The sequence below is a fragment of the Halorientalis regularis genome (assembly GCF_023698535.1).
GTDB lineage: Archaea > Halobacteriota > Halobacteria > Halobacteriales > Haloarculaceae > Halorientalis > Halorientalis regularis.
In genome coordinates this window covers 64389-88831 of the sequence record NZ_JALJCL010000001.1, presented here as the reverse complement: position 1 = coordinate 88831, position 24443 = coordinate 64389, and the positions used below count along the sequence as shown (strand labels likewise).

Genomic DNA, 24443 nt, shown 5'->3' with positions numbered 1-24443 from the left:
CGACTACTCGTCGTCGAGGTCGGGCACGACGGTCACGCTGGCGACCCGATCCTGCCCTTCGAGTTCCATGATGGTGACGCCTTTCGTGTTGCGGCCGACCGTCGAGATGTCGGCGGCGCGGATACGCATGATCTGGCCGCTCTCGCTCATGATGATGAGGTGGTCGGCTTCCTCGACAGCCTTCACGTCAGTCACCGGTCCGTTCCGGCCGTCGGTCTTGATGTCGATCAGGCCCTTGCCGTAGCGGGACTGCTGGCGGTACTCGTCCAGCAGGGTCCGTTTGCCGTACCCGTTCTCGGTGACGGTCAACAGCGCGCGGTCGTCCTCGCCACTCGTGGCGACCAGTCCGACCACGCGGTCGTCGTCTTGGAGTTTGATCGCGCCGACACCGCGGGCGTTCCGGCCCATCTGCCGGGCCTCCGTCTCCGCGAACCGTATCGTCATGCCCTGTGCGGTCGCGATCGCGAGGTCCTGCTCGCCGTCGGTCACCTCCACGTCGACGAGTTCGTCCCCGTCTTCGAGCGAGGCGGCGATGATCCCCGTCGACCGGATGTTCTGGAAGTCGGTCGTGCAGGTCCGCTTGACGTAGCCGTTCCGCGTGACCATCGTGAGACACTTGTCCTCGGTGAACGCGTCCGTGTCCACGACGGCCGTGATCTCCTCGCCGTCGTCGATTCCTTCGATGACGTTCCGGATGTGGTTGCCACGTGCCGTCCGGCTCATCTCCGGCACCTGGTAGGTCTTCAGTCGGTAGACCTTGCCCTGATTGGTGAAACAGAGCAGGTAGTCGTGGCTGTTGGCCCGGAACACTTCGTTGACGCGGTCGCCCTCCTTGGGGTCCGCGCCGATGATGCCCTTTCCGCCCCGACCCTGGGGCTCGAACTTCTCGACGGGCATCCGCTTGATGTAGTCGTCCTCGGTGATGACGACCACGCAGTCCTGCTCGGGAATGAGGTCCTCGTGGGTGACCTCGCCGTCGTCCTCGACGATCCGGGTCCGGCGCTCGTCGCCGTAGTCCTCGCTGATCTCCCGAAGTTCGTCCTTGATCACGTCGAGCAGTTCCTGCTGGTCCCCGAGGATCTCCTCTAACCTGTCGATCCGTTCCTGGACCTCCTCGTACTCGGTCTCGATCTCGCCGACCTCCTCGGAGGTCAGGCTCCCGATCTGGATGCGGACGATGTGGTCGGCCTGGTCCGCCGAGAAGTCGTATTCGTCTCTCAGCGCCGACTTGGCGTCGTCGCGGGTGTCGGCGTCCCGGACGATCTCGATCACGTCGTCGGCGTTTTTCACTGCCGTCAGCCGACCCTCGAGGATGTGGGCGCGATCCTGCGCCTCGTCGAGTTCGAACTGGCTCCGGCGGCGAACGACCTCTTTGCGGTGGTCGACGTACTCGGCCAGGGTCTCCTTGAGCGTCAGTACGCGGGGCTGGCCGTCAACGAGGGCGAGGTTGATGACGCCGAACGTGGATTCGAGGTGGTGTTCGAGCAGTTGATTCTCCACCACGTCGGCGTTGGCGCCCCGCTTGAGGTCGACCACGACCCGGACGCCGTCCCGGTCGGACTCGTCGCGCAGGTCGCTGATACCCTCGATCTTCCCCTCGTTGACGTTCTCGGCGATCCGCTCGACCACGCGGGCCTTGTTCTCCTGGTAGGGCAACTCGGAGATGACGATGCGGCCCTCCTCGCGGTCGACCTCGTACTCGGCGCGGACGGTCAACCGGCCGCGCCCGGTCTTGTACGCCTTGTGGATGTCGTTGCGCCCGACGATGTTCGCGCCCGTCGGGAAGTCCGGCCCCTTGATCGGCCCCGGACTCTCCTCCAGGTGGATCAGGTCTTCCACGTCACAGTCCGGGTTGTCGATCAGGTGGATCGTCGCGTCGATTACCTCGCCGAGGTTGTGGGGCGGGATCTTCGTCGACATCCCGACCGCGATCCCGGTGGACCCGTTGACGAGCAGGTTCGGGTACGCCGCCGGGAGGACCTCGGGTTCTTCGAGGCGGTCGTCGTAGTTGGACTGGAAGTCGACGGTGTCTTTCTCGATGTCTTCCAGCAACTCCTCGGCGATGGGGCTCATCCGGGCCTCCGTGTACCGCATGGCCGCGGCGGGGTCGCCGTCCATCGAGCCGAAGTTCCCCTGGCCGTCGATCAGCGGTTCCCGCATCGTGAACGTCTGGGCCATGTTCACCAGGGTGTCGTAGATGGCCTGGTCGCCGTGGGGGTGGTAGTCACCCATCGTCTCCCCGACCACCGACGAGGACTTGCGGTGGCTGGAGCCGCTCGTGACGCCCATGGAGTGCATCGCGTAGAGGATGCGTCGGTGGACGGGCTTGAGACCGTCGCGCACGTCCGGGAGAGCCCGACCCGCGATGACGCTCATCGCGTAGTCGATGTAGCTCTGCTCCATCTCGTCTTCGACCCGCACGCGCTCGACGTTGGCCGCGGGGGCCGCCGTCGAATCGTCGGGCTGGTCCGGCAGTTCCGAACTCATATGTCGACCCACTCCGCCTCCGGCGCGTGTTCCTTGATGAACTGCTTGCGCGGTTCCACGGCGTCGCCCATCAGGACGTTGAACATCTTGTCCGCCTTCGCTGCGTCCTCGATGGTGATCTGCTTGAGGTGGCGATTCTCGGGATTCATCGTCGTCTCCCAGAGCTGTTCGGGATTCATCTCTCCGAGGCCCTTGAACCGCTGGACCTGCGTGGGATTGCCGTCACACTTCTCGGCGACGATCCGGTCCCGTTCGGCCTCGGTCATCGCGTCGTAGGTCTCACCGCGATACCGGACGCGGTACAGGGGCGGCTGGGCGGCGTAGACGTAGCCCGCCTCGATCAAGGGTCGCATGTGTCGGTAAAACAGCGTCAACAGCAGGGTCCGGATGTGTGCGCCGTCCACGTCCGCGTCACACATGAAGATGATCCGCTGATACCGGGCGTCGTCGAGGTCGAACTCGTCGCCGATCCCGGTCCCGATGGCCGTGATCATGTTCCGGATCTCGTTGTTCTCCAGGATCCGGTCGAGCCGGTGTTTCTCGACGTTGAGGATCTTCCCGCCCAGCGGCAGGATCGCCTGGAACTTGGGGTTGCGTCCCTGTTTGGCCGAGCCACCTGCGGAGTCACCCTCGACGATGAACAGTTCCGATTCCGTGGGGTCTTTCGTCTGGCAGTCGGCGAGCTTGCCCGGCAGGGCCGTCGACTCCAGCGCGTTCTTCCGGCGGGTGAGTTCTTCGGCCTTCTTGGCGGCCTTGCGTGCCTTCGCGGCCTCGACAGCCTTCCGGATGATCGACTGTGCCGTGTCGGGATGTTCCTCGAAAAAGGTCGTGAGCTTCTCGTGGACGGCACTCTCGACGATGCCCCGTACCTCCGAGTTGCCGAGTTTGGTCTTGGTCTGGCCCTCGAACTGCGGGTCGGGATGTTTGATCGAGATGACGGCGGTCAGCCCCTCGCGGATGTCGTCACCTTTCAGGTTCTCGTCGAGGTCGCCGATCAGGCCGTGGTCGTTGGCGTAGTCGTTGACGACCCGTGTGAGCGATGTCTTGAAGCCGGTGAGGTGGGTGCCGCCCTCGCGTGTGTTGATGTTGTTGGCGAACGCGTGGATCGAGCCCTGCAGCTCGTCGGTCGCCTGCATCGCGACCTCGAGCTGGACGGTCCCTTCGTCGATCTCCTCCTCGTCCTCGAAGTAGATGACCTCCTCGTGGAGCGGTTCCTTGGTCTCGTTGAGGTAGGTGACGAACTCCTTGATACCGCCCTCGTAGCAGAAGGTAGACTCGGTGCCGTCGCGTTCGTCCTGGAGCGTAATCTCGACGCCGGAGTTGAGGAAAGCCAGTTCCCGCAGGCGCGCTTCCAGCGTCGAGAACTCGAACTCGGTCGTCTCGAAGATCTCGTCGTCGGGCCAGAACCGGATCGAGGTCCCGGTCTCCTCCTCGGATTCGAGGTCCCGGACCTCCTTCAGTTCGTACTCGGGTTCGCCGTGATCGAACCGCTGTTTCCAGACTGCGTCGTCGCGTTTGACCTCCGCTTCGAGCCACTTCGAGAGCCCGTTGACGACCGATACCCCCACCCCGTGGAGCCCGCCAGAGACCTGGTAGGACTTGTTGTCGAACTTCCCGCCCGCGTGGAGGACCGTCATGATGACCTCCAGTGCAGGGCGGTCGTGTTCGTCGTGCGTGTCGACCGGAATCCCCCGCCCATCGTCGCTGACGCTGACGGAGTCGTCCTCGTGGATCGTGACCTCGATGGTGTCACAGTACCCCGCCAGGGCCTCGTCGATAGCGTTGTCGACCACCTCGTAGACGAGGTGGTGCAGTCCACGGGAGTCCGTCGACCCGATGTACATCGCCGGCCGTTTGCGGACGGCCTCCAACCCTTCCAGGACCTGAATCTGCCTGGCTCCGTACTCAGACTCGTTAGACATGAAATCTACTACGGCGTAGGTTTTGCGTACTGATAAAATTCCCGCACGCGCACGCTCGCGTGCGAACTCGATCAGTAGGGGCACGTTTCGCCGTCTCTGCGCGGCGCTGTGACCGTCCTCGACTGCCCCGTTCGCTCGCTCGTCAGGGGTCGCTCCGTTGCCTGTGAGGCATACACACTCACACTTTCACTTTCACCGAGCTGCCGTGCAACATTTAACCCCTCCGGGGGTAGAAGGGGGCAGAGAATGACCTCGTACCAGTCGACGCTCGCCGAGGGAGAGGGGATCGCGGAGGAGCTGGCGGAGGCGCAGCGGTCCATCTCCATCGCCGAGTTCTTCGAGAAGAACCGTCAGATGCTCGGGTTCGACTCGGGCGCGCGGGCGCTGGTGACGGCCGTCAAGGAGGCCGTCGACAACGCGCTCGACGCGACCGAGGAATCGGGGATCCTCCCGGACATCTACGTCGAGATCCAGGAGAACGACGACTACTACCGCCTCATCGTCGAGGACAACGGCCCCGGGATCACCAAAGAGCAGATCCCCAAGATCTTCGGGAAGCTGCTCTACGGCTCCCGTTTTCACGCCCGCGAGCAGAACCGCGGTCAGCAGGGGATCGGTATCTCCGCGGCCGTCCTCTACTCGCAACTCACGAGCGGCAAGCCCGCCAAGATCACCAGCCGCACCAAGGGCAGCGCCGACGCGAAGTACTTCGAGCTCACGATCGATACGGACTCGAACGAGCCCGAAATCGAGGGCGAGGACACGACCTCGTGGGACCGACCCCACGGCACGCGGATCGAACTGGAGATGGAGGCGAACATGCGCGCCCGCAACCAGCTCCACGACTACATCAAACACACAGCGGTCGTCAATCCCCACGCTCGGCTGGAACTCCGCGAACCCCAGGAACAGTTCAAGTTCGAGCGCGCGACCGACCAGCTCCCCGAGGAGACCGAGGAGATCCGCCCCCACCCCCACGGTGTCGAACTGGGCACCCTCCAGAAGATGCTCGACGCCACCGACTCCTACTCGGTGTCGGGTTTTTTGCAGGAGGAGTTCACCCGCGTCGGCGGGAAGACCTCGGACAAGGTCATCGACAGCTTCCGTGATCGGCACTTCGGCCGCGAGATGGCCTGGAGTGCGCCCGCGACACACGAGGAGGCGGACGTGGAGGCCGCGGTCTCCGAGGCCGTCGCCAACAAGGGGGCCCAAGCCACGGCCGAGTTCGCCGAATCGGTCGCCGCCGAGATCGACGACGCCGGCTCGGTCACCCACTCCCGCGTGCAGGGCATCGTCGAGACCGTCGCCGAGGGCATCGAAGACGAGTACGGCACGACCTTCGGCTCGACCGTTCGGGAGAAGGCCGTCGCGGCGGCCTGGGACGCCGTCACCGACGAGCGCACCGGCGATATCTACGCCTTGGTCGACGAGGCGACCACGGACCGGAAAGACGACGCCCACGTGCAGGGGCTGGCCGAGCGCATCGCGGCCAAGTTCGAAGACGAGGACACCCCCCACGACCGGCTCACTCGCGATCAGGTCGGGGACTACGTCGACCGGGCCGCAGACGCGACCGAGGAGTACGACGAGGCCACGTTCGGCGAGACGGCCCGCGAGAAGGTCGTCGACGCTATCTGGGGACGGATGGCGACGGTCCCCGACGAACCGCCGAACATCACGGCTATCGACGACGACCGCGACACCGCCAGCGAACTCCACGAGGCGATGCGCGAGACGGACATCATCGCGCCGCCGACGGACTGTCTCTCGCCCATCTCCGACGAACTGGTGCTGGAGGGGCTCAAAAAGGAGTTCGACGCGGACTTCTACGCGGCCTCGACGCGGGACGCCGCCGTCCACGGCGGCGACCCGTTCATCGTCGAGGCGGGCATCGCCTACGGCGGTGACCTCGAGGAGAGTTCCAGCGCCGACGTGATGCGCTTCGCCAACCGCGTCCCCCTGGTCTACCAGCGCGGGGCCTGTTCGATCACCGACGTGGTAAAGACGATCAACTGGCGCAACTACAAGCTCGACCAGCCCGGGGGGAGCGGCATCCCCAACGGCCCGGCGGTCATCATGGTCCACGTCGCCTCCACGAACGTCCCCTTCACCAGCGAGTCCAAGGACGCGGTGGCCAACGTCCCCGAGATCGAAGACGAGGTCGAGCGGGCTATCCGGGAAGCCGCCCGCGACCTGAAGTCCTACCTCAAGAAGCGCCGGTCGATGGAGAAGCGCCGCCGAAAGCAAGACAAACTCGCGACGATCCTGCCCGAGATGGCCGAGAAACTCGAGGAGGTGACGGGCAACGGCGAGCTGAACATCGACGACTCGTTGGCCCGGATCATGAACAACGTTCTCGTCGACCGCGAGCGCGACGGGGAGACGGTGCGACTGATCGTCGAGAACAACGACGACACCACCGCCACGCTGGAGATCACCGACATCGTGAGCGAGGATCCCGGCGAGGTCGAGGGGGCAAACGTCGTCGAGATGGACGGCGAGTACTTCGTCAAGTGGACTGCGGAGGTCGCGGCGGGCACCGAAGCGAGCATCGAGTACAGCGTCGACGGCGACGCCACCTTCGACGTGCAGGTCGAGGGCATCGAAGACGAGAAACTGACCATCAACGCCTGACATGAGCACAGACAGCGATACCCAGAGCGAAAGTGACGCACGCGAGCAGTTGATCGACCTGGCGGCGGAGTTCTACGACCAGTTCGCCGACGGCGAGGTGCCGACCATGTCGATCCCGACCCGGACGAAATCCAACATCGAGTACGACGAGGACATGGACGTCTGGGTGTACGGCGACCGGAAGAGCACCCGCAGCGCAAAGACCGTCAGCGGCGCGCAGAAGTTGCTGAAAGCCACCTACGTCATCGAATTCCTGGCCCAGCAACTCGAAGAGGACCGCTCCTCCACCCTGCGTGAACTCTACTACCTCAGCGAATCGTTCGACCACGAGGAGGCACAGTTCAACAGCCAGGACGAGTCGAACCAGCTGATCGAGGACTTAGAGATCGTCTCGGACGTGCGCCGCGAGGAGTTCCACATGCGCCCCGAGGAGTCCGGGGCGACGGTGATGGGGCCGCTCCTCATCCGCGAGCAGACCCGGCGGGGCGAACGCGAGATACACTGCCAGGAAGACGTGGGCGAGGGCGGTTACCAGATCCCGAACAATCCCGATACCATCGAGTTCCTGGACAACGACGCCGACTTCGCGCTGTGCGTGGAGACCGGCGGAATGCGCGACCGCCTCGTCGAAAACGGGTTCGACGAGGAACACAACTGCATCGTCGTCCACCTCAAGGGCCAACCGGCGCGGGCGACCCGGCGGCTGACCAAGCGGCTCCACGACGAACTCGGCCTCCCCGTGACCGTGTTTACAGACGGCGACCCCTGGTCGTACCGCATCTACGGCTCGGTCGCGTACGGGTCGATCAAGTCCGCACACCTCTCGGAGTACCTGGCGACGCCGGACGCGCAGTTCATCGGCATCCAGCCCGCGGACATCGTGGAGTACGACCTCCCGACCGACCCGCTCAGCGACTCGGACGTGAACGCCCTGGAGTCGGAACTGGAGGACCCGCGCTTCCAGACCGACTACTGGGAGGAACAGATCGAACTGCAACTCGACATCGAGAAGAAGGCAGAACAGCAGAGCCTGGCGGCGCGGGGCCTGGACTTCGTGACGGACACGTATCTGCCGGAGCGACTGGACGCGATGGGTGTCATCTGACCACTGGTTCCGGCTTCTGTTCTACCCGTCCAGCACGACCGGCACGCCGAGACCCGCTACGTCGGCGGCGAAGGCTTCGGCGTCGACCTCGATCGCCTCGAACGTATCGTAGTGGATCGGGAGGACAAGCTCCGGAGCCATCGCTTCGGCGAGGTCTGCCGCCGCCTCGCGGTCCATCGTGAACGTGCCGCCGATGGGTGGCAGGAACAGGTCCACGTCGAGTTCGGCGTGGCCAGCGAGTACGTCGGTATCGCCCGGCCAGAAGACGGTCGTGCCGTCGATGGTGAGCAGGAACCCACAGCCGAAGCCCTCGGGATGGATCGGTTCACCGTCGGCGTCGGTGTGGGGGCCGTCGGCGTGGTTGTACGCCGCGGTCGTCCGGACGATCACGTCGCCGAGCAGCTCGTCGAGTTCGGCGTCGACCCGGCCCGTGTCGTATGGCAGGTCACGCACGGGCGTCACGTCGCGGTCCGTCTCGCTGTGGTGGACGGCCTCGTGGACGAGGACGGTCGCGTCGTCGCGGGCTACCCGTTCGATCCCGTCGGTGTCGTAGTGGTGGACGTGACTGACACAGACGATGTCTGCGTCTCCAGCGTCGTAGTCGTCCAGCACGCCGTACCGGCCGGGATCGAGGTAGACGACGGTCCCGTCGGGCGCCTCGATGCGGACGGTGGCGTAGCCGAGCCAGTCGACACGGCAGTCGTCGAAGTGGACGGTCATGTGAACTGTTTCGGGCGGTCGAAGAATACCGGTGTCGGTTCACTCGCCGTCTGCCAGCCGCTCCACCCGCGCTCGCGTGTCGGCGCTCTCTGGGTCTTTGTCGTCGCGAACGCCCAGGTAGCGGGGGAACCGCAACGCGTAGCCAGAGGAGTACGTCGGCGAGGTCTGTATCTCCTCGTACCCCACCTCGAACACCACGGACGGCTCGATGGTCACGTCTTTCCCGTCCTCGGCGCGGATCTTCGGGGCCAGCAGGTCGGTCAATTCGGCCAGTTCCTCGTCGGTGATGCCCGTCGCCACGTTGCCGATGGTCTCGAACGCGTCCGGGCCGGCCCGTACCGAGAGCTCGAAGGTGCCCAGAAACTCGGCGCGCCGCCCTTCGCCCCACTCGGCGCCGGTCACGACCAGATCGAGCGTCTCCACGTCGGGTTTCCGCTTGCGCCACTCTTTGCCGCGCCGGCCCGGTGAGTAGGTCGAATTGGGCAGTTTCAACATGATCCCCTCGTGCCCGGCGTCGAGCGCCTCGGCCTCGACGTCGGCTATCTCGTCGGGGTCGTCGGTGACGGTGAGCGTCGAGACGCGCGAATCGAGCAGCTCGGAGAGTCGGTCGTGACGTGCTGTGAGGGGGGCGTCGAGCAAGTCCTCGCCGTCCGCGTGGAGGCAGTCGAACGCCCACAGCTGAACTTCGACTTTCTCCTGGGCCTTCGCAACGTCGTGTTTCCGGCGGAAGCGCCGCAGCACCTCCTGGAAGGGGAGGGGCTCGCCCGTGTCGTCGACCGCCACGACCTCGCCGTCCAGAATCGCCGGTACGCCGAGCGCGTCCTCGACGAACCCGACGACCTCCGGCAACGGGTCGGTCACGTCCTCCATGTTCCGCGAGAACAGCGACACCGCGTCCCCGTCGTAGTGGACCTGGACGCGAGCGCCGTCGTACTTGGTTTCGACGGCGACGGACGGCCAGTCCTCGACGGCGTCGGTGACTGTCCCGGCCTGTGCCAGCATCGCCTGGACCGGCCGCCCCACCTCCAGATGCAGGTCGTCGAGGCCGGACTCGCCGTCCGCCCGGGCGACGGTGGCGACCAGTCCGTAATCGTTGGTCACCTGCAGTGCGCGCTCGACGGCCTCGACGGGGACCTCGAAGGCTTCGGTGATCGCGTCCCTGACTGTCCCCTCCCCGACGCCGATGCGCATCTCCGAGAGGACGATCCGCGCGAGATAGCGAGCTTCGGGTGGCTCACAGCGATTGAACAGCCCGAACAGGAGGTCGAGCTTGCGGTCCTGGCTGCCCGCACCGGCCGCCGCCGCGAGGTCGCGCAACTCGGACTCGACCGCGCCGACAGTCAGGCCCTCTGCCCCGCCGCCAGCGCCGAACGTGCCGAGGCCCTGCTGCCCGCCGAAATCGTAGTCCGCGGCCACGTCGCCCACGTCGCCGACGGTGGCGACCCGAGATTCGACGTCGGCAGCCGAGACGTTGTGCCCCGCTGCCCGGGCGATGGCCTCGTAACAGAGGGTCGGACCGACGTCGAGCGTCGTCGACTCGTGGGCGGGAAAGACCCGGCCCTGGACGAACCGGGCGACGGTGTCGAGGTCGTCTTCGGCCACGGAAAACAGGTCTCGGACGAGGGCGACGGTCTCCAGATCGGCCGCGGTCGCCTCGATCTCGTCGGCGCGCGCGGCGAAGGCGGCGAATTCCATCGAGACGCAGTAGCCGCGACCGAGTGTTAAACCTCGCGGAGTCGCGCAATTCCGTGCGGGCGAAAGCAGACGTTCTCGGTAGTGCGGGCGTTCGAGCGGAGACCGTGGGGAGGCCGCAGTGAGTTACTCTCCGGCGCTGGTCCGATCGTAGGCTGCGCCGAGTCGGTCGATCACGCGGTGGACGGGCAGTGTGAAGCCGAATCGACTCGTCACGAACGCGACGGGCATGAGCGCGATGCCGACCATCAGGCTCAGTTGGTACAGCGCGAACAGCAGGCCACTGTGCAGGCGGGTTTCCATTGTCCTCGTCTGTGCTGGGTCCATCGGTGTATATAAACGTTCCTTCTGTATCGAATATATAACGATCTATGTTCGGTCTCGATGGCGCTCCCGTATTGCGATTCAATTCTGGTTGGAGAAACGACAACCGGAGGCGCGTCCTGTCGGCCGCGACCGGTAACACGGAGATAAATGACGCCAGTCGGAGCCATAAGTTATGGCCATTATCGAAGTGACGTGCGCATCTGTCGCAGTGGCGCGAGCGAATCACAAGACACGTGGGGGTGGGGGCCGGACGAGTTGGTATGAACTATCTCGTAGCGATGGAAGCCGCCTGGTTGGTTCGAGACGTCGAGGACATCGACGACGCGATCGGCGTCGCGGTCAGCGAAGCGGGCAAGCGCCTCAACGATCAGGACATGGACTACGTCGAAGTCGACGTGGGGGCCACGGGCTGTCCCGCCTGTGGCGAGCCGTTCGACTCGGCGTTCATCGCCGCCGACACCGCGCTCGTGGGCCTGGTGCTGGAGATGAAGGTGTTCAACGCCGAGAACACCGAACACGCCCAGCGGATCGCGAAAAGCGAGGTCGGCGGTGCCCTCCGAGACGTGCCGCTCTCGGTCGTCGAGACCATCGAGTTCGAGGAAGACGAGGAGGCCGACGCCTCCGCCGGTGCCTGACGACTGGGCAACCTTTTTATATTACCCTTGGTTATCGAGCCGTATGGAGTTACCGACCCCTGAGGATCTCAAGGACCGCCGCAAGGAGGTGGATCTGACCCAGAGTGAACTGGCAGCACGTGCGGACGTGTCCCAGCCACTGATCGCTCGGATCGAGGGTGGGGACGTGGACCCGCGGCTCTCGACGCTCCGGCGGATCGTCAACGCGCTCGAAGAAGCGGAGGGTGGTATTCTACGCGCCGGCGACCTGATGCACAGTCCCGTCTACGGCGTCGAACCTGACGACAGCGTGATGACGGCCATCGAAGTGATGAACCAGGAGGGCTACTCCCAGCTTCCGGTCGTTCGGGACGATTACCCCGTGGGGATCGTCGGCCACAGCGACATCCGACACTCCGACGAGGACGACCCCGGCGAACTCCCCGTGGCCGAAGTGATGCGCGAGTCGATCACCACCGTCACGAAAGACGCGACCGTCGACGAAGTGGACACCCACCTCGACCACCACGAGGCCGTCATCGTCATCGAGGACGCCGAGATGGTCGGCATTATTACCGACGCGGACGTGGCCGCCAACATCAGCTAATCCCAGCAACTTCGTGGGTTGACTTGCTTACCGGTCCGGTGCCAGGGCGTCGGTCACGACCTGTCGTCTGTACCTCGCGACGTGATATCTGGTCAGTACCACCGACATCGCCACCGCGAGCAGTGCCAGAATCAGTCCGAACGCGAGCGGCCCGTCGTTGAACAGCCCACTGGATACCTGTCGGAGTGCAAACGCTGGTAAGCCGAGCGTAAAGAGACAGGTTCGGAGCGGGAACGCACGAGCCATCGCCAGGAACGCGGCTCGCTCGTCGGGGAGGTCCTCAGTCATCGGTTGCCGTGTCGAGCAAGCGGGACGGGTGGTCTTAGCCACTTCGGATCCGGGTACTTCCCACGTTTTTGTTGCGGGGGATTCGCCGAGGGCGAACCCCCTTGTAAAAACGTGGGTAAAAAACGACCTGCCGACTCACGCCTCCGGCGCTCGTCGGCAGCGAACCACGCTCATTCCGTTCGCGCGGATGCTACAACTCCAGGCCGCGAATCGTGACCGCTCCCTCGCCGTCTCGCACGTCGCCGATGATTCGGCCCTCGGTCTCTGCGACCAGCACCTCGGCGTCCGCCGGATCCAGCGCCGCCACGAAGCCGGTCCCCATGTTGAACGTGCGGTGCATCTCCTCGTCGGCCACGGTGCCCTCCTGCTGGACGAACTCGAAGACCGGCTGGGCCTCGAAGGGATCGGTGACCTCGTAGCGGAAGTCACCCATCCGGGTGAGGTTCCCCCAGCCACCGCCGGTGACGTGGGCCGCGGCGTCGGTGTCGTGCTCCCGGAGCGGGTCGAGCAGGTCGGTGTAGATCCGGGTCGGCTCCAGCAGTTCCTCGGCGATGGAGCGGTCAGGATTGGGCGGGAACGGGTCGGTGTACTCGTGGTTCTTCGTGACTGCCTGCCGAGCCAGCGTCAGGCCGTTGGAGTGGATGCCGCTGGAGGGAAACCCGACGAGCGCGTCGCCGGCCTCGGCCTCGCCGGGGAACAGTGCACCCTTCTCTGCCAGTCCGGCGCAGGTGCCGGCGATGTCGAGCCCCTTGACGACTTCGGGCATCACCGCCGTCTCGCCGCCGACGAGTTCGACGCTCGCGCGGTCGGCACCCTCTGCGAGTCCCTCGCCGATCTGTTCGCTGGTCTCGTCGTCGGGTTCCGCCACAGCGAGGTAGTCGACGAACGCCACCGGGCGCACGCCTGCCGCGACGAGGTCGTTGACGTTCATCGCGATGCAGTCGATGCCGATGGTCGAGTAGTCGTCGATGGCCTCGGCGACGAGGAGTTTCGTCCCGACGCCGTCGGCCGCCAGCGCCAGGTAGCGGTCGCCGATGTCCAGCAGCCCCGCGAAGTCACCCTCGAAGCCCTCGGTCGCGCCGATCAGGGCGGCCGTCGCCGCCTCGCTGGCGTCGATGTCCACCCCGGCCTCGGCGTAGGTCATCCCGTCGTCAGCGTCCTCGGTCATACTCGTGAGGCCGCGCGGCGCTCGCAAAAGCCCGTCGGTCGCGGGCGGCTCAGCTCGCCTGCCCCGCCGAGTAGATCCGCCACTGCCCGTTCTCCGGCCGGAGCTCGATCCGGACTCGATTGCTCCGCTCCCGGTCGCTCCCGGCCGGGGACACAATCACCGTGACATCGACCGTCGCGGAGTCGGCTCTCTCCTCGACCAGCGTCACGTTCTCGGTCGATAGCGACGCGTCCGCCATCGTATCGGCCGCCTGCTGGGTCACGTCGATGCCCACCGCCTCGCTGTGGACGCGAGCGTTCGCGGCGTCCCGGTCGCCGGCGTCGAGCGCGGCGTAGAACCCACTGACCACCGTCGCCGGGTCGCCGGTGGCCTCGGTCCCGGAGCCGGACTGCCCGTCCCCGTCACGTGTCGGCTCCTGTGTCCCGGTCTCGCCTCGCTGGATGCGTCGTCCGGAGGCGTAGATCCGCCACTCGTCGTCCTCCGTCCGGAGTTCGATCTCGATGGAATCGGTGATCGGCTCGCTCGTCTCCGGGGGCACGAACTGTAGATTCGCCCGAACGACCGTCCACTCCTCGCCGCCATCCACGACTTCGACCGACTCGACTGTGAGTTCGTTCTCGGCGAGCTGACCGTATCGCTCCTGGGTCACCGGTTGCTCCAGTGTCTCGCTGTGCAGTAGTTCGTTCGCGGCCTCGAACTTACTCTGGTTCAGTGCCCGATAGAACGTCTCCACCACTTCCTGTGGATCGGACGATTCGGACCCGGGTGTGTCGTCGGAGTCGTCGTTGCCACCGGGATCACTGCCGCCGTCGAGGACGTCCTGACAGCCACTCAGCCCGGCGATTCCGACGGCAGCCACGAGGTACCCGCGCCGCGTCGACTTGTGCATACGGTACTCCGGGCTGGGAGCGGCATAAACCCCGGACCGCTTCGGGACACCGAACCGCCGTCAGAACAGGCCGAGACGGAACAGCGCCCACAGTGCCAGAGCGGCCGACGGAACGAACACGGCGACGAACACCGGCGTACTCCACTCCTTGACAGTGGTCCCGTCCAGCGGCCCGAACGGAACCATGTTGAACGCGGCCAGAAAGAGGTTGATCGACAGCCCGAGGCTACCGATGGAGCCGAGGAAACCGCCCGCAAGAAATGCCAGCGGGGCGAATATCGCCGCCAGCACGAGATTGGTCACCGGCCCGGCCAGCGCGATAAGGCCGTTCTGCCGGAGCGTCGACCGTCCCTGGTGATAGACCGCGCCGGGTGCGGCGAAGAGGAAGCCGATCGTCGCCCCCATGATCGCGACGAATAGCATCCCGTAGTCCGCCCGGAACTCCGCGATCTTGCCGAACCGGATCGCGACGACCTTGTGTGCCAGTTCGTGCAGGAGGAACGCCACCCCGACGGTGACGAAACTCAGCGCCAACTGTTGGACGATCACCGAAACCGGGAACGCGTAGAACGGGCGCAGAATGATGATCATGAACGCCACACTCAGCGCGACCCAGGCGGCCCCGAGATCGAGCAGTTCGCGGGTGGAAAACCGGATGTTCACGTCACCAGCCCCCAGATCAGGCGGGCGCTGTTCTCCGCGCCCTGGGCCATCAGCCCGACCACTTCGGCGGTCGAACCGATCTCGGCGAAAAAGTACGGCAGGAGGACGAAGCCAAAGAGTGCGCTGGCGATCATACTCCCGACGTTGGTCATCGCGACGATCAGGATGAGCCTGAACAGCGGCACGTCGTACATCCGGCCGAAGAGGTCCCGAACTGGTGCCTCCTCGTCATTCATGATCTCGTTGAGCGTGTTGATGTCGCCGATGTTGACCGAGGTGTACCGGAGTTCGATGTAGCCGGCGAACCAGCCCGGGGCCAGCAGTGGGTTGAGGCTGGTCAGCCAGGCGACGGCCCCGCCGACGGTCGCGCTCTGCCAGTGTGCCCCCGCGAGTTTGGCCAGTCCGAACGCGATGAGCCCGTTGATCAGGAACCAGGAGCCGAAGATCTGGAGCAGCAGGCCGGTCGAGATTCCCTCGACGCCGGTCGCGACGGCCATCACCAGCAGGGCGAAGATGGCCAGGAAGCCGAGCGTGAACAGGTACCCGAACAGTTTGAAAAACGAGAACCGGCGGCCCGAATCGACGCCGACCAGCGACTCCATCGGCGGGAGGGTCTCGGGGTTGCCGAGGTACTCCTCGATTCCCGCCCGATGACCAGCGCCGACTACCGCGACGACCGAGTAGCCCGCGTCGCGCAACTCGACGAGATTGTGCGCGATGTAGGCGTCGCGTTCGTCGATCAGCGCCTCCGCGCCACCGGGAGAGAACCGGCGGAACTCCTCCATCATTGCCGAAACCACGTCCGTGTTGGTCATCTCGGACATATCCAGGTCTTCCAGCTCCTCTTCCTCGCCGGACCCCGAGAGCAGGAGGGCCAGCGGCATCCCGACGGCGAGCCCGATGGTGACCACGAGCGCCAGTCCGTCGAGGACGCCGACGAGGACGCCCGGAACGAAGCCGATACCGCCCAGCAAGAGCGGTCCGACGAGCAGTTCCAGCGGGATGGCCAGGAAAAAGCCCAGCATGAACCCGAAGGTCATCCCGGCGACGATGGGGTCGGCGACGCCGGCCATCAGTCCGCCGAGTAACTTGATCTTCTCCAGTCCCGTCAGGCGGGCCCAGAACCGCTGGATCGTCGTCTGGATGTCCCGATCGACCAGCGCGACCCCGAGCCCGAACTCCTCCGCGGTGTCGATCGCGGCCATCATGTCCGCGCCGGGGTCCACGTCGAACTGGTCGCCGAGTCGGGCCTGGACGTAGGATAGCATCCAGTAGGCCAGGAACTGGAAGACCGTGTTCCCGCCGAGCAGGTCGCTCGGATCGAGATCGTCGGGCGTCTCGCCTTTGAGCTGGCGATATCGGCCGTCGTCGAGTTCGACGGCGACCACGTCCGGTCGTTGCTCTTCGATGGTCTCCTCGACCTCGCGGACGCTGTCCTCGGAGACGTGGGCGGTCCCCAGCACCGTCACGCTCCCCTCCCCCGACGGGGCCGACGGGTCCGACGGCGTCGGTGCCGACCGTTCGCTCATTGCCCCGTCATAGACAACCCCCCGTCTTACGATTGTCGGGACGACAACGCCCGCCCCGCCGGCGACGGCTCGGAAGACTCTTCTCCCGCGGCCGGAAATCCCGGGCAAATGCCGGATCTGATGGACACCTACATCGAGAACCGCAAGATGATTCAGCCCAACCACGCCAACGACCTCGACACCACCCACGGCGGGAACGTCCTGAAGTGGATGGACGAGGTGGGCGCGATGTCCGCGATCCGTTTCGCTGGGAGCGACGTGCTGACCGCCCGGATGGAACAGACGAACTTCCGTGGTCCCATTCCGGTCGGCGAGAACGCCCTCATCGAGAGCTACGTCTACGAGACCGGGACGACGAGCATGCGCGTCCGGGTGCGAACTTTCCGTGAAGACCTCCGCAGCCCCGAGACGGAACTGACCACCGAGTCCCACCTCGTGTACGTCGCCATCGACGAGGGGTTCGAACCACGGAGCGTCCCGGAGTTGACCGTCGACAGTGAGCGCGGCGAGGAACTGCTGGAAGCCGCCAGAGCCAGCGACGAAAACAACGACCACGACGAGTGAGAGTCGGCCGTCCCCGTCAGTTCCGAGGGTGGTCCTTTTCCGCGCCGGCGTCCTACCGTTGGGTATGGGACTGGATGTGGACACCCCCGAGCCGCCGGAACTCGAAGCGTTCGACCCCAACGAGTACGACGACGCCGAAGTCGTCGGCGACACGGACTTCCGCCGCGACGAGATCGAAGAATTCCTCGACGACGGGGCCTGGGACCGGGCGTTCGGCGAGTGGACCGACCACACCGATCTGGACACCGAAGACTACGACATCGTGACCGACCTCGGCCTGATCGAGCGGTTCGACTTCTTCTGGGACTCACACGCCGACCGCGTGGGATATCACGCCCCAGGGCTTCCCGAAGACTGGAAACAACACGATCTCCACCCCGACCTGGACTCGTGGGGGACCGTCTCCTCGATCAACGCCGAACTCACCGAACTCGGCCAGATCGTCTGTGAGGTGCTGAAAGACGACTACATCGACTGGGAGACCGACTACGAACCACCAGAAGACCTCCCCGATTTCTGATCACTCGCGCGGGACCGCGATGTTGCGTACGTCCCCGCCACACCCGTCACAGCTCGCCATGTGATCGTCCGTTCGGACTCGGCCGTTACATTCCACACATTCGTACACTGATTCCCCCGGCTGGTACGGATCGATCCCATTCATGCGAGTTACTGGCAAACGAACCAAAATAACCCTTTCGCTCCGACTCACCACCCGGTTCCCCGTGATCCTGGTCGGGGATTCGGTGGCAGTCGGGACCTTCTTAACGGCTGGCTACCCTCCTGTTACACATGGCAGAGGTCATCCCGCCGACGGAACGCGTCTGCGAGCGCTGTGGCCGTCACGACCGTTGGGACGAGGAGCGCGACACCTGGATCATCGTCACCGAAGGCGACGAGAAAGCAGTCGGGAACCCCCATTGTCTCCACGAGTGGGACATCAACGGCGATTACAACCCCTTCGAGGGGTAACTGCGTTCCACGACGCGGCCACGTTCTCGTCAGTTACACACGCCGACCGGCAGGTTTTCCCGCTATCCCGTGGTACTAGTTACCATGGCTGTTAGCTGTAAACTCTGCCGACATCGACTGCCCGACACCGGTCACGACGTCGAGTGCACTTGCGGCTGGTGGCTCGACCGTAACTGCAGCGAGAACCACCGGAAGTGGTGTCCGCACGACGGGGCAGACAGCTGGATCGGGGCCGTCGAAATCTGACCGTCGCAACACGTTTTTACCTGCTTCTCCTCCGCTCGGGTATGCCGACAGTGTTCGTGACTGCGCCACCGGACGAGGCCGCGTCCCTCGCGGAAACGCTCGTCGAGGAAGGGTTCGCCGCCTGTGTGAACCGGTTTCCCTGCCGGTCGACGTACCGCTGGGACGGCGAGGTTCACGCCGACGACGAGGAGATCCTGCTGGTCAAGACCACCGAGAGCGGGTACGAGGACGCCAAAGAACGCATCGCCGAGTTACATCCCTACGACGTGCCGGCTATCGAGCGGTTCGACGACTCCGGCGTCTCCGCCGAGTTCGCCGACTGGCTGCAGGAGTCTGTCGGTCCGACGGAGTGACCGCTCTGCTCCCGTCAGTCCTCGTCGGGGATGTGTGCGTCCGCGATCGGCTCGTCCGTCTCGGCGTGTTCCCGTGCGATCTCGACGTACTGGTCGCCGGCGTACTGCCAGATGGAATCCTCGACTTCCTTGACCACTTCCGCAGGCTGGCCCGCGACCAGTACCGACTCGGGCACCTCGGTGTCCTCCGTGACGACGCTGTTGGCCCCGACCAGACTCTCCGCGCCGATGGTCGAGCGGTCCAGGACGATGGCACCCATCCCGACCATCGCCCGTTCTTCGACGGTCGAGGCGTGGACGATGGCGTTGTGCCCGACGGTCGCGTACGGACCGATCTCGACGCCCTCGTGGAGGGTCGCGTTGTCCTGCACGTTCGCGCCCTCGCGGAGGACGATCTCGCCGTGGTCGCCACGGAGAACGGTTCCGGGCCAGACGCTGGCGTCGGCTTCCAGCGTCACGTCACCGATGACCGTCGCCGCCGGGTCGACGTAGGCGGAGTCGGCGATGGTCGGTTCGACACCGTCGAATGCTCTGATCATCGTGCGTGCTGTCCGACCCCAGTGACAAAAACGACCCGGCTCAGCTCCCCTTCTCGACGCTGTACCAGTCGCCGTCCCAGCCATAGGCGTACTCGATGACGGCCTTGATCGCGGTGAGGCTGTACAGCGGGACGATCACGGGGACGACGAGCCAGGCCCAGCCGAGCCGGTCGACCGAGCCGACCCGCCAGTCGTGAAATCTGACCGCGGCCGTCACGCCGATCACGGCGACCAGCGGCGGGAGGAAGTAGGCCTCCATCCCGACCAGAAAGAGGACGACGAACTTCGAGAGGATGGTCAACAGCAGGAAGCTCCCGACGACCGTTCCCGCACAGATCGCGGCCGACGTGAGATTGCGCAGCTTCCGGATCGGGCGCGCGTTGGCCACCAGCTTGTGGAGGACCTGTACGTATCCGGTCATCCAGCGTTTGCGCTGGCCCCACCAGTCCCGGAGGGAGTGTGCCGACTCGATCCTGGAGGGATGGCCGAGTTGCTCCTCGACGTCCAGGTGCTTCTTGTAGCAGGTATACGCGAAGTCGAAGTCCTCGGTCAGCATCTCGGTATCGTAGCCGCCGGTAATCGAGAGCGAGGAGCGACGCATCACCACGGCACGGCTCGCGGCCATCCGGAACTCCGTGAACACGTACAGCAGCCGCCGGCCGACGTAACTCAGCAGGACCGACTCGTAGTAGGCCAGTTCCTCGACGAGGCCGTCGGGCTGTGGGACCGTCCGGCCCTGCACCACGTCACAGTCCCGAAGGCGGGCGACCGCCTCGGGCAGGAACTGCGGATCGACCACCTCGTCGGCGTCGAAGACCGCCACGTATTCGCTGTCGGTCTCCTCGACGGCGTAGCTGACCGCACCGGCCTTCGAGCCGGGATAGCGCGTGTTGACCAGCGCGGCCACGCCCTCGCGGGTCGCGAGTTCACGCGCCCGTTCGCGGCTCCGCTCGTCGTCTTCCTCGGTGACGATCAGTACTTCGAGGTCCTCGTACTCGCTCGCCAGCAGGCTCTCGACACTCCTGTCGAGGACGGTCGCGTCCCGGTACACCGGGACGATAGCCGTGACGGTGTCGCCAGCGTACACCGGTTCGGGATCGGTATCGCGGAGAAGCGACCAGAGGAAGGTGACCCCCGACACACCGATGAACCCGGTGAAGATCAGGCTGGAGATCACCGCCTGGAGGAGGACCACGGCCAGGACGACGAATGCGAACTCGAACCGGATCGTACCACCCAGTGCCACGTTCCCCTGAACGAATCCCCAGGCGAACACGCCACTGGTCACCCCGACGAAACTGATCCGGTCGAGCCAGCGTCGTATCAGTTTCATAGCTCTTCGATTCGGACATGTCGATAGAACCGTAAATGTATCTATCGGTCGACCGACCACCGCCGCCGACGTGCGGTTATCGGTGGATTCGATCCGGTCGGGAACCGGACCTGTCAATCTGTCCGTAATCACAGACGCACGCCCACCGTCAGACGGGCGTTCTCAAAACCGGTTCTACCCCTACCACGGGTAGGGTGTTCTGATTTTCAAATTTCGTAACTGACGCGGTGGACTTATTCCGGATGTTCGACGAGTACTGGGTATGCCAGCAAACGGACGTGATATCGCCGTCTTCGTCGTCGGGCTCGCGGTGGCCGGGATGGCCCCGATTCTGGCGTTCCCGACGCTGGAGTTCTCCCCGATGCTCGCGCAGGTCTCCGCGCTCGCGGGTGGCGTCCCGCTCCACCACGTCGGGGTCGTCGTCCTCGTCGCGCTCGTGGCGGCCGCCTGGGTCGACACGGGTCTGAGTGACGGGCCGAACGAACGCGAACACTGGGACTGACGGACGGCGAACGAAGACTGTCCTCGAAAAATCGTCGTCGCGTTCTCAGGGAGCCACGATGCCAGCGCCGCCTGCGGGTTCCGCGATCAGCGACTGACTCTCCGACCCGTTCGTCGACGTGTTGGTCGAGCCGTCACTGCCGGCGGTGTCGCCGGTCGTGCCGTCATCGCTGGTCCCGTCGGTCGTACCGTCTCCGCTGGTTTCGTTCGACGACTCGTTGCCGTCCGGCTGGGGTTGGCTGAGGTTGGTCCGCTCCAGATCGACCTGTACGGCCGAACCGTCCTCGCCGATGACCTTCGCTTCGCTCACCTCGGCGGTGGCGTTGTACATGTAGCTCGAGCCACTCCCCAGGGTCCGGAACACGTTGGTTCTGATGGAGTACGGACCGGCGGCTTCGACAGCCACGTCCGTGTAGCCCTGTTCGGGGCCCCAGTCGTCGTAGCCCGTCGTCGAGTACGGGACCGTCATGGAGAACTCACCGTCCGGCCCCGTCTGGGCGCGCTGGATGTACCGGAACGTCGAGTTGCCGCTATTCATGCGCATCGGAACGGCGGCGATCACCGTCCGATTGGCCGGACCAGTTCCCTCGATAGTCGCCCCGGGGACACGCTCGAACACCTTGGTCCAGGGCGGTATCGAACCCTGTCCCAGCAGGATACTCTGGATGCCCTGCAGTTCCGCCCGACTGGAGTTCCGGAACTCGCCGACACCACCGGCCAGCGAGGCTGCCGCACGCTGGAATCCGCGGGTGTACGGACTCCCGGCCTGGAACGCGGACGTGTTCGAGTTGTAGACCAGCCGATAGTGGCTCAGGGCCTCGACGGCCTCCGGCGGGTTCGGGCCGACACCGCCGACCTGTGCCGTGCCGTCCTCCTCGACGTAATCACGCGCTTCCTGCATGGAGTTGAACACGCGGTATGGCTGGCTCTCCTCGCTGGTCGGGAGCACCTTCAGTTCGCCGCCCCGGGTCTGTCTCGTGTTGTAGTCCATGACGATCGGTCTGGGCTGGCGACTGCTCCCGTGGAAGTGCCACAGCCGGTTGACCATGCTCTCGTAGTAGCGCTGGGTCTTGAGGTTGTACCCGACACGGGGCTGTCCGGTGCTGATGTCGATCACACGGCCGTAGTAGTCCGTCGCCGTGGTGCTCTCGTTGAACACGATGGGCGCGAAGAACTTCCCGCGCGAGAGCCGCGAGTACGTATTGACCATCTTCCAGTCGATCATGACGTACCGCGTCTCGGCGTCGTCCTCGCTGACCTGTTCGATCACGTCGTTGGCCTGCTGTTCGTTGGGTGCGAGCAGGAAGTTCGCCGCTTCGCCCGCGCCCTGCTGGAACGGGTTGGCGTTCGGAATCCGCTCCGCCCGCTGTGTGATCCAGTGCCCGTAGTCCCACCAGGACATCACACCGTAGGCACCTTCGTCGTAGTCGTAATCGTCCTGCCGCGGGAACGGTTCCGTGAACTGCATCCGGTTGTCGGCACCGCCGTAGGTCCCCGGAACCGGCGTGTTGTTCTGCATCCACCCGAGGCTGTCCGTCCAGCCGACCACGCCAGCACTCGGACCGGCCCCGCTGCCTGCCGCCATCGCGGTCGTCGAGCCACTGGTCATCGGCACGACCATCGGTGCGATCACCAGGATCAACACCGCCATGATCGTCAGTACTTGGAACGTCTCGACCTCCTCGAGCGAGCCCGTCGGAGAGACGTACTTCGCGATCAACGCGATGACGTAGGCGTTCAGCACGGCCACCGGGAGCGTGAGGTAGTAGCCGAAGCGGACCTGGGTCAACGTCGCCAGCAACATCATGACCGTCCAGATCATCACGAAGACCGTCTCGCCCCGACGCTCGGTCCCACGGACGTGGCCGACCAGCATCACGACGAGGCCGGCGAAGGCACCGAACCAGGCCAGCCCGTAGCTCCCGAAGAGTCGCGGGAGCAGATCGCCCAGCGGAAGCGGCTGTGCCTCACCGATGGTGCCCGCCTGTGCCCCGCCGCCGAGGCCGATGAACCGGTTGGTGTTCTTGACGATGTACCCGAACACGTCGGGCAGCACCACAGCAGTCACCACGCCCACTGCCGCGATGGCACCGAACACAGCCGCCGGATACGCCCACCGGTCAACGTCGGCGTCGTCGACCTGGCGGGCCAGCCACGCCATGAACACGGCCCCCGCCGCCACGGCGAAGGCGAGCAACGGCTGGATGAAGGTGAAGTCGACCGCCGTCAACTCGAAGGTGCTGAGCGGAACGAACGAGAGGAGACCGGTGACGACGAGCGCGACCGCACCGACGAACGCGACGTGTTCCGGACTGCGACCGCGGAGATAGTCGAGGTTCAGCTGGACGACGAGGAAGATACCGAAGATACCGACCAGCAGAATTGCGGGCGGCCACACCCAGATATACAGGGCCATCGCCACGCCGGCGAGTGTCGCCCAGCCGACGGGCCGACGGAGCGCGTCCCACTCGCGGTTGACCACGAGTTCCCAGACCGGCATCTCCTCTTCACCCACCGAGACGGCAACCATGATCGCCAGCACTGCGGTCATCTGGAGGAGCGCCTCGGCGACGTGGTGGTCGGAGAAGCCGACGATACTGCGGCTGAGGAAACTTCCCGAGGAGAGCGCGAGGATCAGCACACTGACGAGGCCACCGAATCGCCCACCCAGTCGCTTCCCGGCGAAGTACACCGGAATCGCCACGAGTGCCCCGAACACGGCGGGTGCAATCAGTACCGTCATCGCGACCGTCTGATCGCTGGGATTCCCGAGCCCGATAATCAACGCGACCGTCGCGACCAACTGGTCGAACAGCGTCCCGAACTGGCCCGAGGACGTGCCGTACGGGAAGTACGTCCACGGATCGAACGGCATCGTGTTCGGCCAGTTGTTCACGACGTACTGGGTCTGTCTGTAGTGATACCACGCGTCGTTGCCAGAGAAAAACACCTGTCCGCCCCTGACGAAGTTACTCCAGCTTTGCACCCGGACCCACAGCATGAACCCGAGCAACGCGACCAGAGTCGGAATATGATACCAGTCTTGGACATCTCCGAGGACTGTAGCGAAGTCGTAGTCCTCGAAGTACCCCCGGCGTTGACTCATTGCCCGGGGTAAAAACGAACGCGGGGATAAGCTTTGTCAAATCGTCTTCTTCTCGCCCGCAATACAGTGATTCCGAGACCGTTTCGAGAGCGTTTCACTGTCCGGTATTCAGGACTTTCACCGTTCGAATCGAACACCGACACCGACACAACACTCACGTGGGGCCACCTCGAAGGATCCGAAG

The 24443-nt window shown here is 65.0% G+C and carries 23 protein-coding genes; 9 read left to right on the top strand and 14 right to left on the bottom strand.

Annotated elements, in window-relative coordinates:
* Positions 1–3: 3 nt before the first annotated feature.
* Together gyrA and gyrB are read right to left on the bottom strand one after the other, a co-directional pair.
* A complete protein-coding gene (gyrA, locus tag MU521_RS00440; protein WP_092687203.1) occupies positions 4–2487 on the bottom strand; it encodes a DNA gyrase subunit A in 2484 nt (827 codons plus the stop codon).
* Positions 2484–4409: a DNA topoisomerase (ATP-hydrolyzing) subunit B gene (gene gyrB, locus MU521_RS00435; RefSeq protein WP_092687206.1), complete on the bottom strand. Its 1926-nt coding sequence runs from the start codon at positions 4407–4409 to the stop codon at positions 2484–2486. Before gyrB ends, gyrA begins: the two co-directional genes overlap by 4 nt.
* A gap of 246 nt (positions 4410–4655) precedes the next feature.
* Here gyrB and MU521_RS00430 point away from each other — a divergent pair, with 246 nt between their 5' ends.
* Together MU521_RS00430 and MU521_RS00425 are read left to right on the top strand one after the other, a co-directional pair.
* Positions 4656–7043 carry a DNA topoisomerase VI subunit B gene (locus MU521_RS00430; protein ID WP_092687209.1) on the top strand — a complete coding sequence of 796 codons (2388 nt, stop codon included), beginning with the start codon at positions 4656–4658 and terminating at the stop codon, positions 7041–7043.
* Position 7044: 1 nt separating this feature from the next.
* On the top strand, positions 7045–8148 hold the full coding sequence (locus MU521_RS00425) for a DNA topoisomerase IV subunit A (protein WP_092687212.1): 1104 nt from the start codon (positions 7045–7047) through the stop codon (positions 8146–8148).
* Between the two features lie 21 nt (positions 8149–8169).
* Here MU521_RS00425 and MU521_RS00420 read toward each other — a convergent pair whose 3' ends face one another.
* The 3 genes from MU521_RS00420 to MU521_RS00410 all read right to left on the bottom strand — a co-directional run bounded on the left by MU521_RS00420 (position 8170) and on the right by MU521_RS00410 (position 10863).
* Positions 8170–8868: an MBL fold metallo-hydrolase gene (locus MU521_RS00420; protein ID WP_092687215.1), complete on the bottom strand. Its 699-nt coding sequence runs from the start codon at positions 8866–8868 to the stop codon at positions 8170–8172.
* A 39-nt stretch (positions 8869–8907) separates the two neighbouring features.
* A complete protein-coding gene (ligA, locus tag MU521_RS00415; protein WP_092687218.1) occupies positions 8908–10563 on the bottom strand; it encodes an ATP-dependent DNA ligase LigA in 1656 nt (551 codons plus the stop codon).
* Positions 10564–10686: 123 nt separating this feature from the next.
* Positions 10687–10863 (bottom strand): hypothetical protein, encoded by a 177-nt coding sequence (locus MU521_RS00410; RefSeq protein WP_175452740.1) that lies wholly within the window; start codon positions 10861–10863, stop codon positions 10687–10689.
* 284 nt (positions 10864–11147) lie between these two features.
* Between MU521_RS00410 and MU521_RS00405 the strand changes: the two genes are divergently transcribed.
* Positions 11148–11522: a DUF555 domain-containing protein gene (locus MU521_RS00405; RefSeq protein ID WP_092687222.1), complete on the top strand. Its 375-nt coding sequence runs from the start codon at positions 11148–11150 to the stop codon at positions 11520–11522.
* 43 nt (positions 11523–11565) lie between these two features.
* Positions 11566–12108, top strand: coding sequence for a CBS domain-containing protein (locus MU521_RS00400; RefSeq protein WP_092687225.1), 543 nt, complete (start codon positions 11566–11568; stop codon positions 12106–12108).
* A 27-nt stretch (positions 12109–12135) separates the two neighbouring features.
* Here MU521_RS00400 and MU521_RS00395 read toward each other — a convergent pair whose 3' ends face one another.
* The 5 genes from MU521_RS00395 to MU521_RS00375 form a co-directional block, all read right to left on the bottom strand.
* On the bottom strand, positions 12136–12396 hold the full coding sequence (locus tag MU521_RS00395) for a hypothetical protein (RefSeq protein WP_092687228.1): 261 nt from the start codon (positions 12394–12396) through the stop codon (positions 12136–12138).
* A gap of 190 nt (positions 12397–12586) precedes the next feature.
* Positions 12587–13564: a phosphoribosylformylglycinamidine cyclo-ligase gene (purM, locus tag MU521_RS00390; protein ID WP_092687231.1), complete on the bottom strand. Its 978-nt coding sequence runs from the start codon at positions 13562–13564 to the stop codon at positions 12587–12589.
* 49 nt (positions 13565–13613) lie between these two features.
* On the bottom strand, positions 13614–14453 hold the full coding sequence (locus tag MU521_RS00385) for a hypothetical protein (protein ID WP_092687234.1): 840 nt from the start codon (positions 14451–14453) through the stop codon (positions 13614–13616).
* Positions 14454–14513: 60 nt separating this feature from the next.
* Positions 14514–15116 (bottom strand): zinc metalloprotease, encoded by a 603-nt coding sequence (locus tag MU521_RS00380; RefSeq protein ID WP_394327215.1) that lies wholly within the window; start codon positions 15114–15116, stop codon positions 14514–14516.
* On the bottom strand, positions 15113–16645 hold the full coding sequence (locus MU521_RS00375) for a TraB/GumN family protein (protein ID WP_092687240.1): 1533 nt from the start codon (positions 16643–16645) through the stop codon (positions 15113–15115). Before MU521_RS00375 ends, MU521_RS00380 begins: the two co-directional genes overlap by 4 nt.
* A 108-nt stretch (positions 16646–16753) precedes the next feature.
* On the opposite strand from MU521_RS00375, the gene MU521_RS00370 reads away from it, so the two are divergent.
* Together MU521_RS00370 and MU521_RS00365 are read left to right on the top strand one after the other, a co-directional pair.
* Entirely contained in the window at positions 16754–17209 is a 456-nt protein-coding gene (locus MU521_RS00370; RefSeq protein WP_092687244.1) for an acyl-CoA thioesterase, read from the top strand.
* A gap of 64 nt (positions 17210–17273) precedes the next feature.
* A complete protein-coding gene (locus tag MU521_RS00365; protein ID WP_092687247.1) occupies positions 17274–17729 on the top strand; it encodes a DUF7992 family protein in 456 nt (151 codons plus the stop codon).
* On the opposite strand, the gene MU521_RS21330 is transcribed toward MU521_RS00365, so the two are convergent.
* Complete coding sequence (locus MU521_RS21330; RefSeq protein ID WP_139171026.1) at positions 17730–17873, bottom strand: rubrerythrin-like domain-containing protein; 144 nt, start codon at positions 17871–17873, stop codon at positions 17730–17732. It lies immediately after the preceding gene.
* Positions 17874–18001: 128 nt separating this feature from the next.
* Between MU521_RS21330 and MU521_RS00355 the strand changes: the two genes are divergently transcribed.
* Together MU521_RS00355 and cutA are read left to right on the top strand one after the other, a co-directional pair.
* The gene (locus MU521_RS00355; protein WP_092687250.1) at positions 18002–18181 is read left to right on the top strand and encodes an HEWD family protein; all 180 of its coding nucleotides are present in this window, start codon (positions 18002–18004) and stop codon (positions 18179–18181) included.
* 287 nt (positions 18182–18468) lie between these two features.
* Positions 18469–18780 (top strand): divalent-cation tolerance protein CutA, encoded by a 312-nt coding sequence (gene cutA, locus MU521_RS00350; RefSeq protein WP_092687253.1) that lies wholly within the window; start codon positions 18469–18471, stop codon positions 18778–18780.
* Between the two features lie 14 nt (positions 18781–18794).
* Here the strand turns inward: cutA and MU521_RS00345 are convergent, their stop codons facing one another.
* Together MU521_RS00345 and MU521_RS00340 are read right to left on the bottom strand one after the other, a co-directional pair.
* Positions 18795–19319: a gamma carbonic anhydrase family protein gene (locus tag MU521_RS00345; protein WP_092687256.1), complete on the bottom strand. Its 525-nt coding sequence runs from the start codon at positions 19317–19319 to the stop codon at positions 18795–18797.
* A 40-nt stretch (positions 19320–19359) separates the two neighbouring features.
* Positions 19360–20652 carry a glycosyltransferase family 2 protein gene (locus tag MU521_RS00340; protein ID WP_092687259.1) on the bottom strand — a complete coding sequence of 431 codons (1293 nt, stop codon included), beginning with the start codon at positions 20650–20652 and terminating at the stop codon, positions 19360–19362.
* A 262-nt stretch (positions 20653–20914) separates the two neighbouring features.
* Between MU521_RS00340 and MU521_RS00335 the strand changes: the two genes are divergently transcribed.
* The gene (locus MU521_RS00335; RefSeq protein ID WP_092687262.1) at positions 20915–21154 is read left to right on the top strand and encodes a hypothetical protein; all 240 of its coding nucleotides are present in this window, start codon (positions 20915–20917) and stop codon (positions 21152–21154) included.
* 45 nt (positions 21155–21199) lie between these two features.
* Here the strand turns inward: MU521_RS00335 and MU521_RS00330 are convergent, their stop codons facing one another.
* On the bottom strand, positions 21200–24259 hold the full coding sequence (locus MU521_RS00330; RefSeq protein ID WP_092687265.1) for an oligosaccharyl transferase, archaeosortase A system-associated: 3060 nt from the start codon (positions 24257–24259) through the stop codon (positions 21200–21202).
* Between the last annotated feature and the right edge of the window lie 184 nt (positions 24260–24443).

Coding starts and splice junctions, on each gene's coding strand:
- gyrA (WP_092687203.1), bottom strand. CDS start 2,487: ATGAGTTCGGAACTGCCGGACCAGCCCGACGATTCGACGGCGGCCCCC.
- gyrB (WP_092687206.1), bottom strand. CDS start 4,409: ATGTCTAACGAGTCTGAGTACGGAGCCAGGCAGATTCAGGTCCTGGAA.
- MU521_RS00430 (WP_092687209.1), top strand. CDS start 4,656: ATGACCTCGTACCAGTCGACGCTCGCCGAGGGAGAGGGGATCGCGGAG.
- MU521_RS00425 (WP_092687212.1), top strand. CDS start 7,045: ATGAGCACAGACAGCGATACCCAGAGCGAAAGTGACGCACGCGAGCAG.
- MU521_RS00420 (WP_092687215.1), bottom strand. CDS start 8,868: ATGACCGTCCACTTCGACGACTGCCGTGTCGACTGGCTCGGCTACGCC.
- ligA (WP_092687218.1), bottom strand. CDS start 10,563: ATGGAATTCGCCGCCTTCGCCGCGCGCGCCGACGAGATCGAGGCGACC.
- MU521_RS00410 (WP_175452740.1), bottom strand. CDS start 10,863: ATGGAAACCCGCCTGCACAGTGGCCTGCTGTTCGCGCTGTACCAACTG.
- MU521_RS00405 (WP_092687222.1), top strand. CDS start 11,148: ATGAACTATCTCGTAGCGATGGAAGCCGCCTGGTTGGTTCGAGACGTC.
- MU521_RS00400 (WP_092687225.1), top strand. CDS start 11,566: ATGGAGTTACCGACCCCTGAGGATCTCAAGGACCGCCGCAAGGAGGTG.
- MU521_RS00395 (WP_092687228.1), bottom strand. CDS start 12,396: ATGACTGAGGACCTCCCCGACGAGCGAGCCGCGTTCCTGGCGATGGCT.
- purM (WP_092687231.1), bottom strand. CDS start 13,564: ATGACCGAGGACGCTGACGACGGGATGACCTACGCCGAGGCCGGGGTG.
- MU521_RS00385 (WP_092687234.1), bottom strand. CDS start 14,453: ATGCACAAGTCGACGCGGCGCGGGTACCTCGTGGCTGCCGTCGGAATC.
- MU521_RS00375 (WP_092687240.1), bottom strand. CDS start 16,645: ATGAGCGAACGGTCGGCACCGACGCCGTCGGACCCGTCGGCCCCGTCG.
- MU521_RS00370 (WP_092687244.1), top strand. CDS start 16,754: ATGCCGGATCTGATGGACACCTACATCGAGAACCGCAAGATGATTCAG.
- MU521_RS00365 (WP_092687247.1), top strand. CDS start 17,274: ATGGGACTGGATGTGGACACCCCCGAGCCGCCGGAACTCGAAGCGTTC.
- MU521_RS21330 (WP_139171026.1), bottom strand. CDS start 17,873: ATGAATGGGATCGATCCGTACCAGCCGGGGGAATCAGTGTACGAATGT.
- MU521_RS00355 (WP_092687250.1), top strand. CDS start 18,002: ATGGCAGAGGTCATCCCGCCGACGGAACGCGTCTGCGAGCGCTGTGGC.
- cutA (WP_092687253.1), top strand. CDS start 18,469: ATGCCGACAGTGTTCGTGACTGCGCCACCGGACGAGGCCGCGTCCCTC.
- MU521_RS00345 (WP_092687256.1), bottom strand. CDS start 19,319: ATGATCAGAGCATTCGACGGTGTCGAACCGACCATCGCCGACTCCGCC.
- MU521_RS00340 (WP_092687259.1), bottom strand. CDS start 20,652: ATGAAACTGATACGACGCTGGCTCGACCGGATCAGTTTCGTCGGGGTG.
- MU521_RS00335 (WP_092687262.1), top strand. CDS start 20,915: ATGCCAGCAAACGGACGTGATATCGCCGTCTTCGTCGTCGGGCTCGCG.
- MU521_RS00330 (WP_092687265.1), bottom strand. CDS start 24,259: ATGAGTCAACGCCGGGGGTACTTCGAGGACTACGACTTCGCTACAGTC.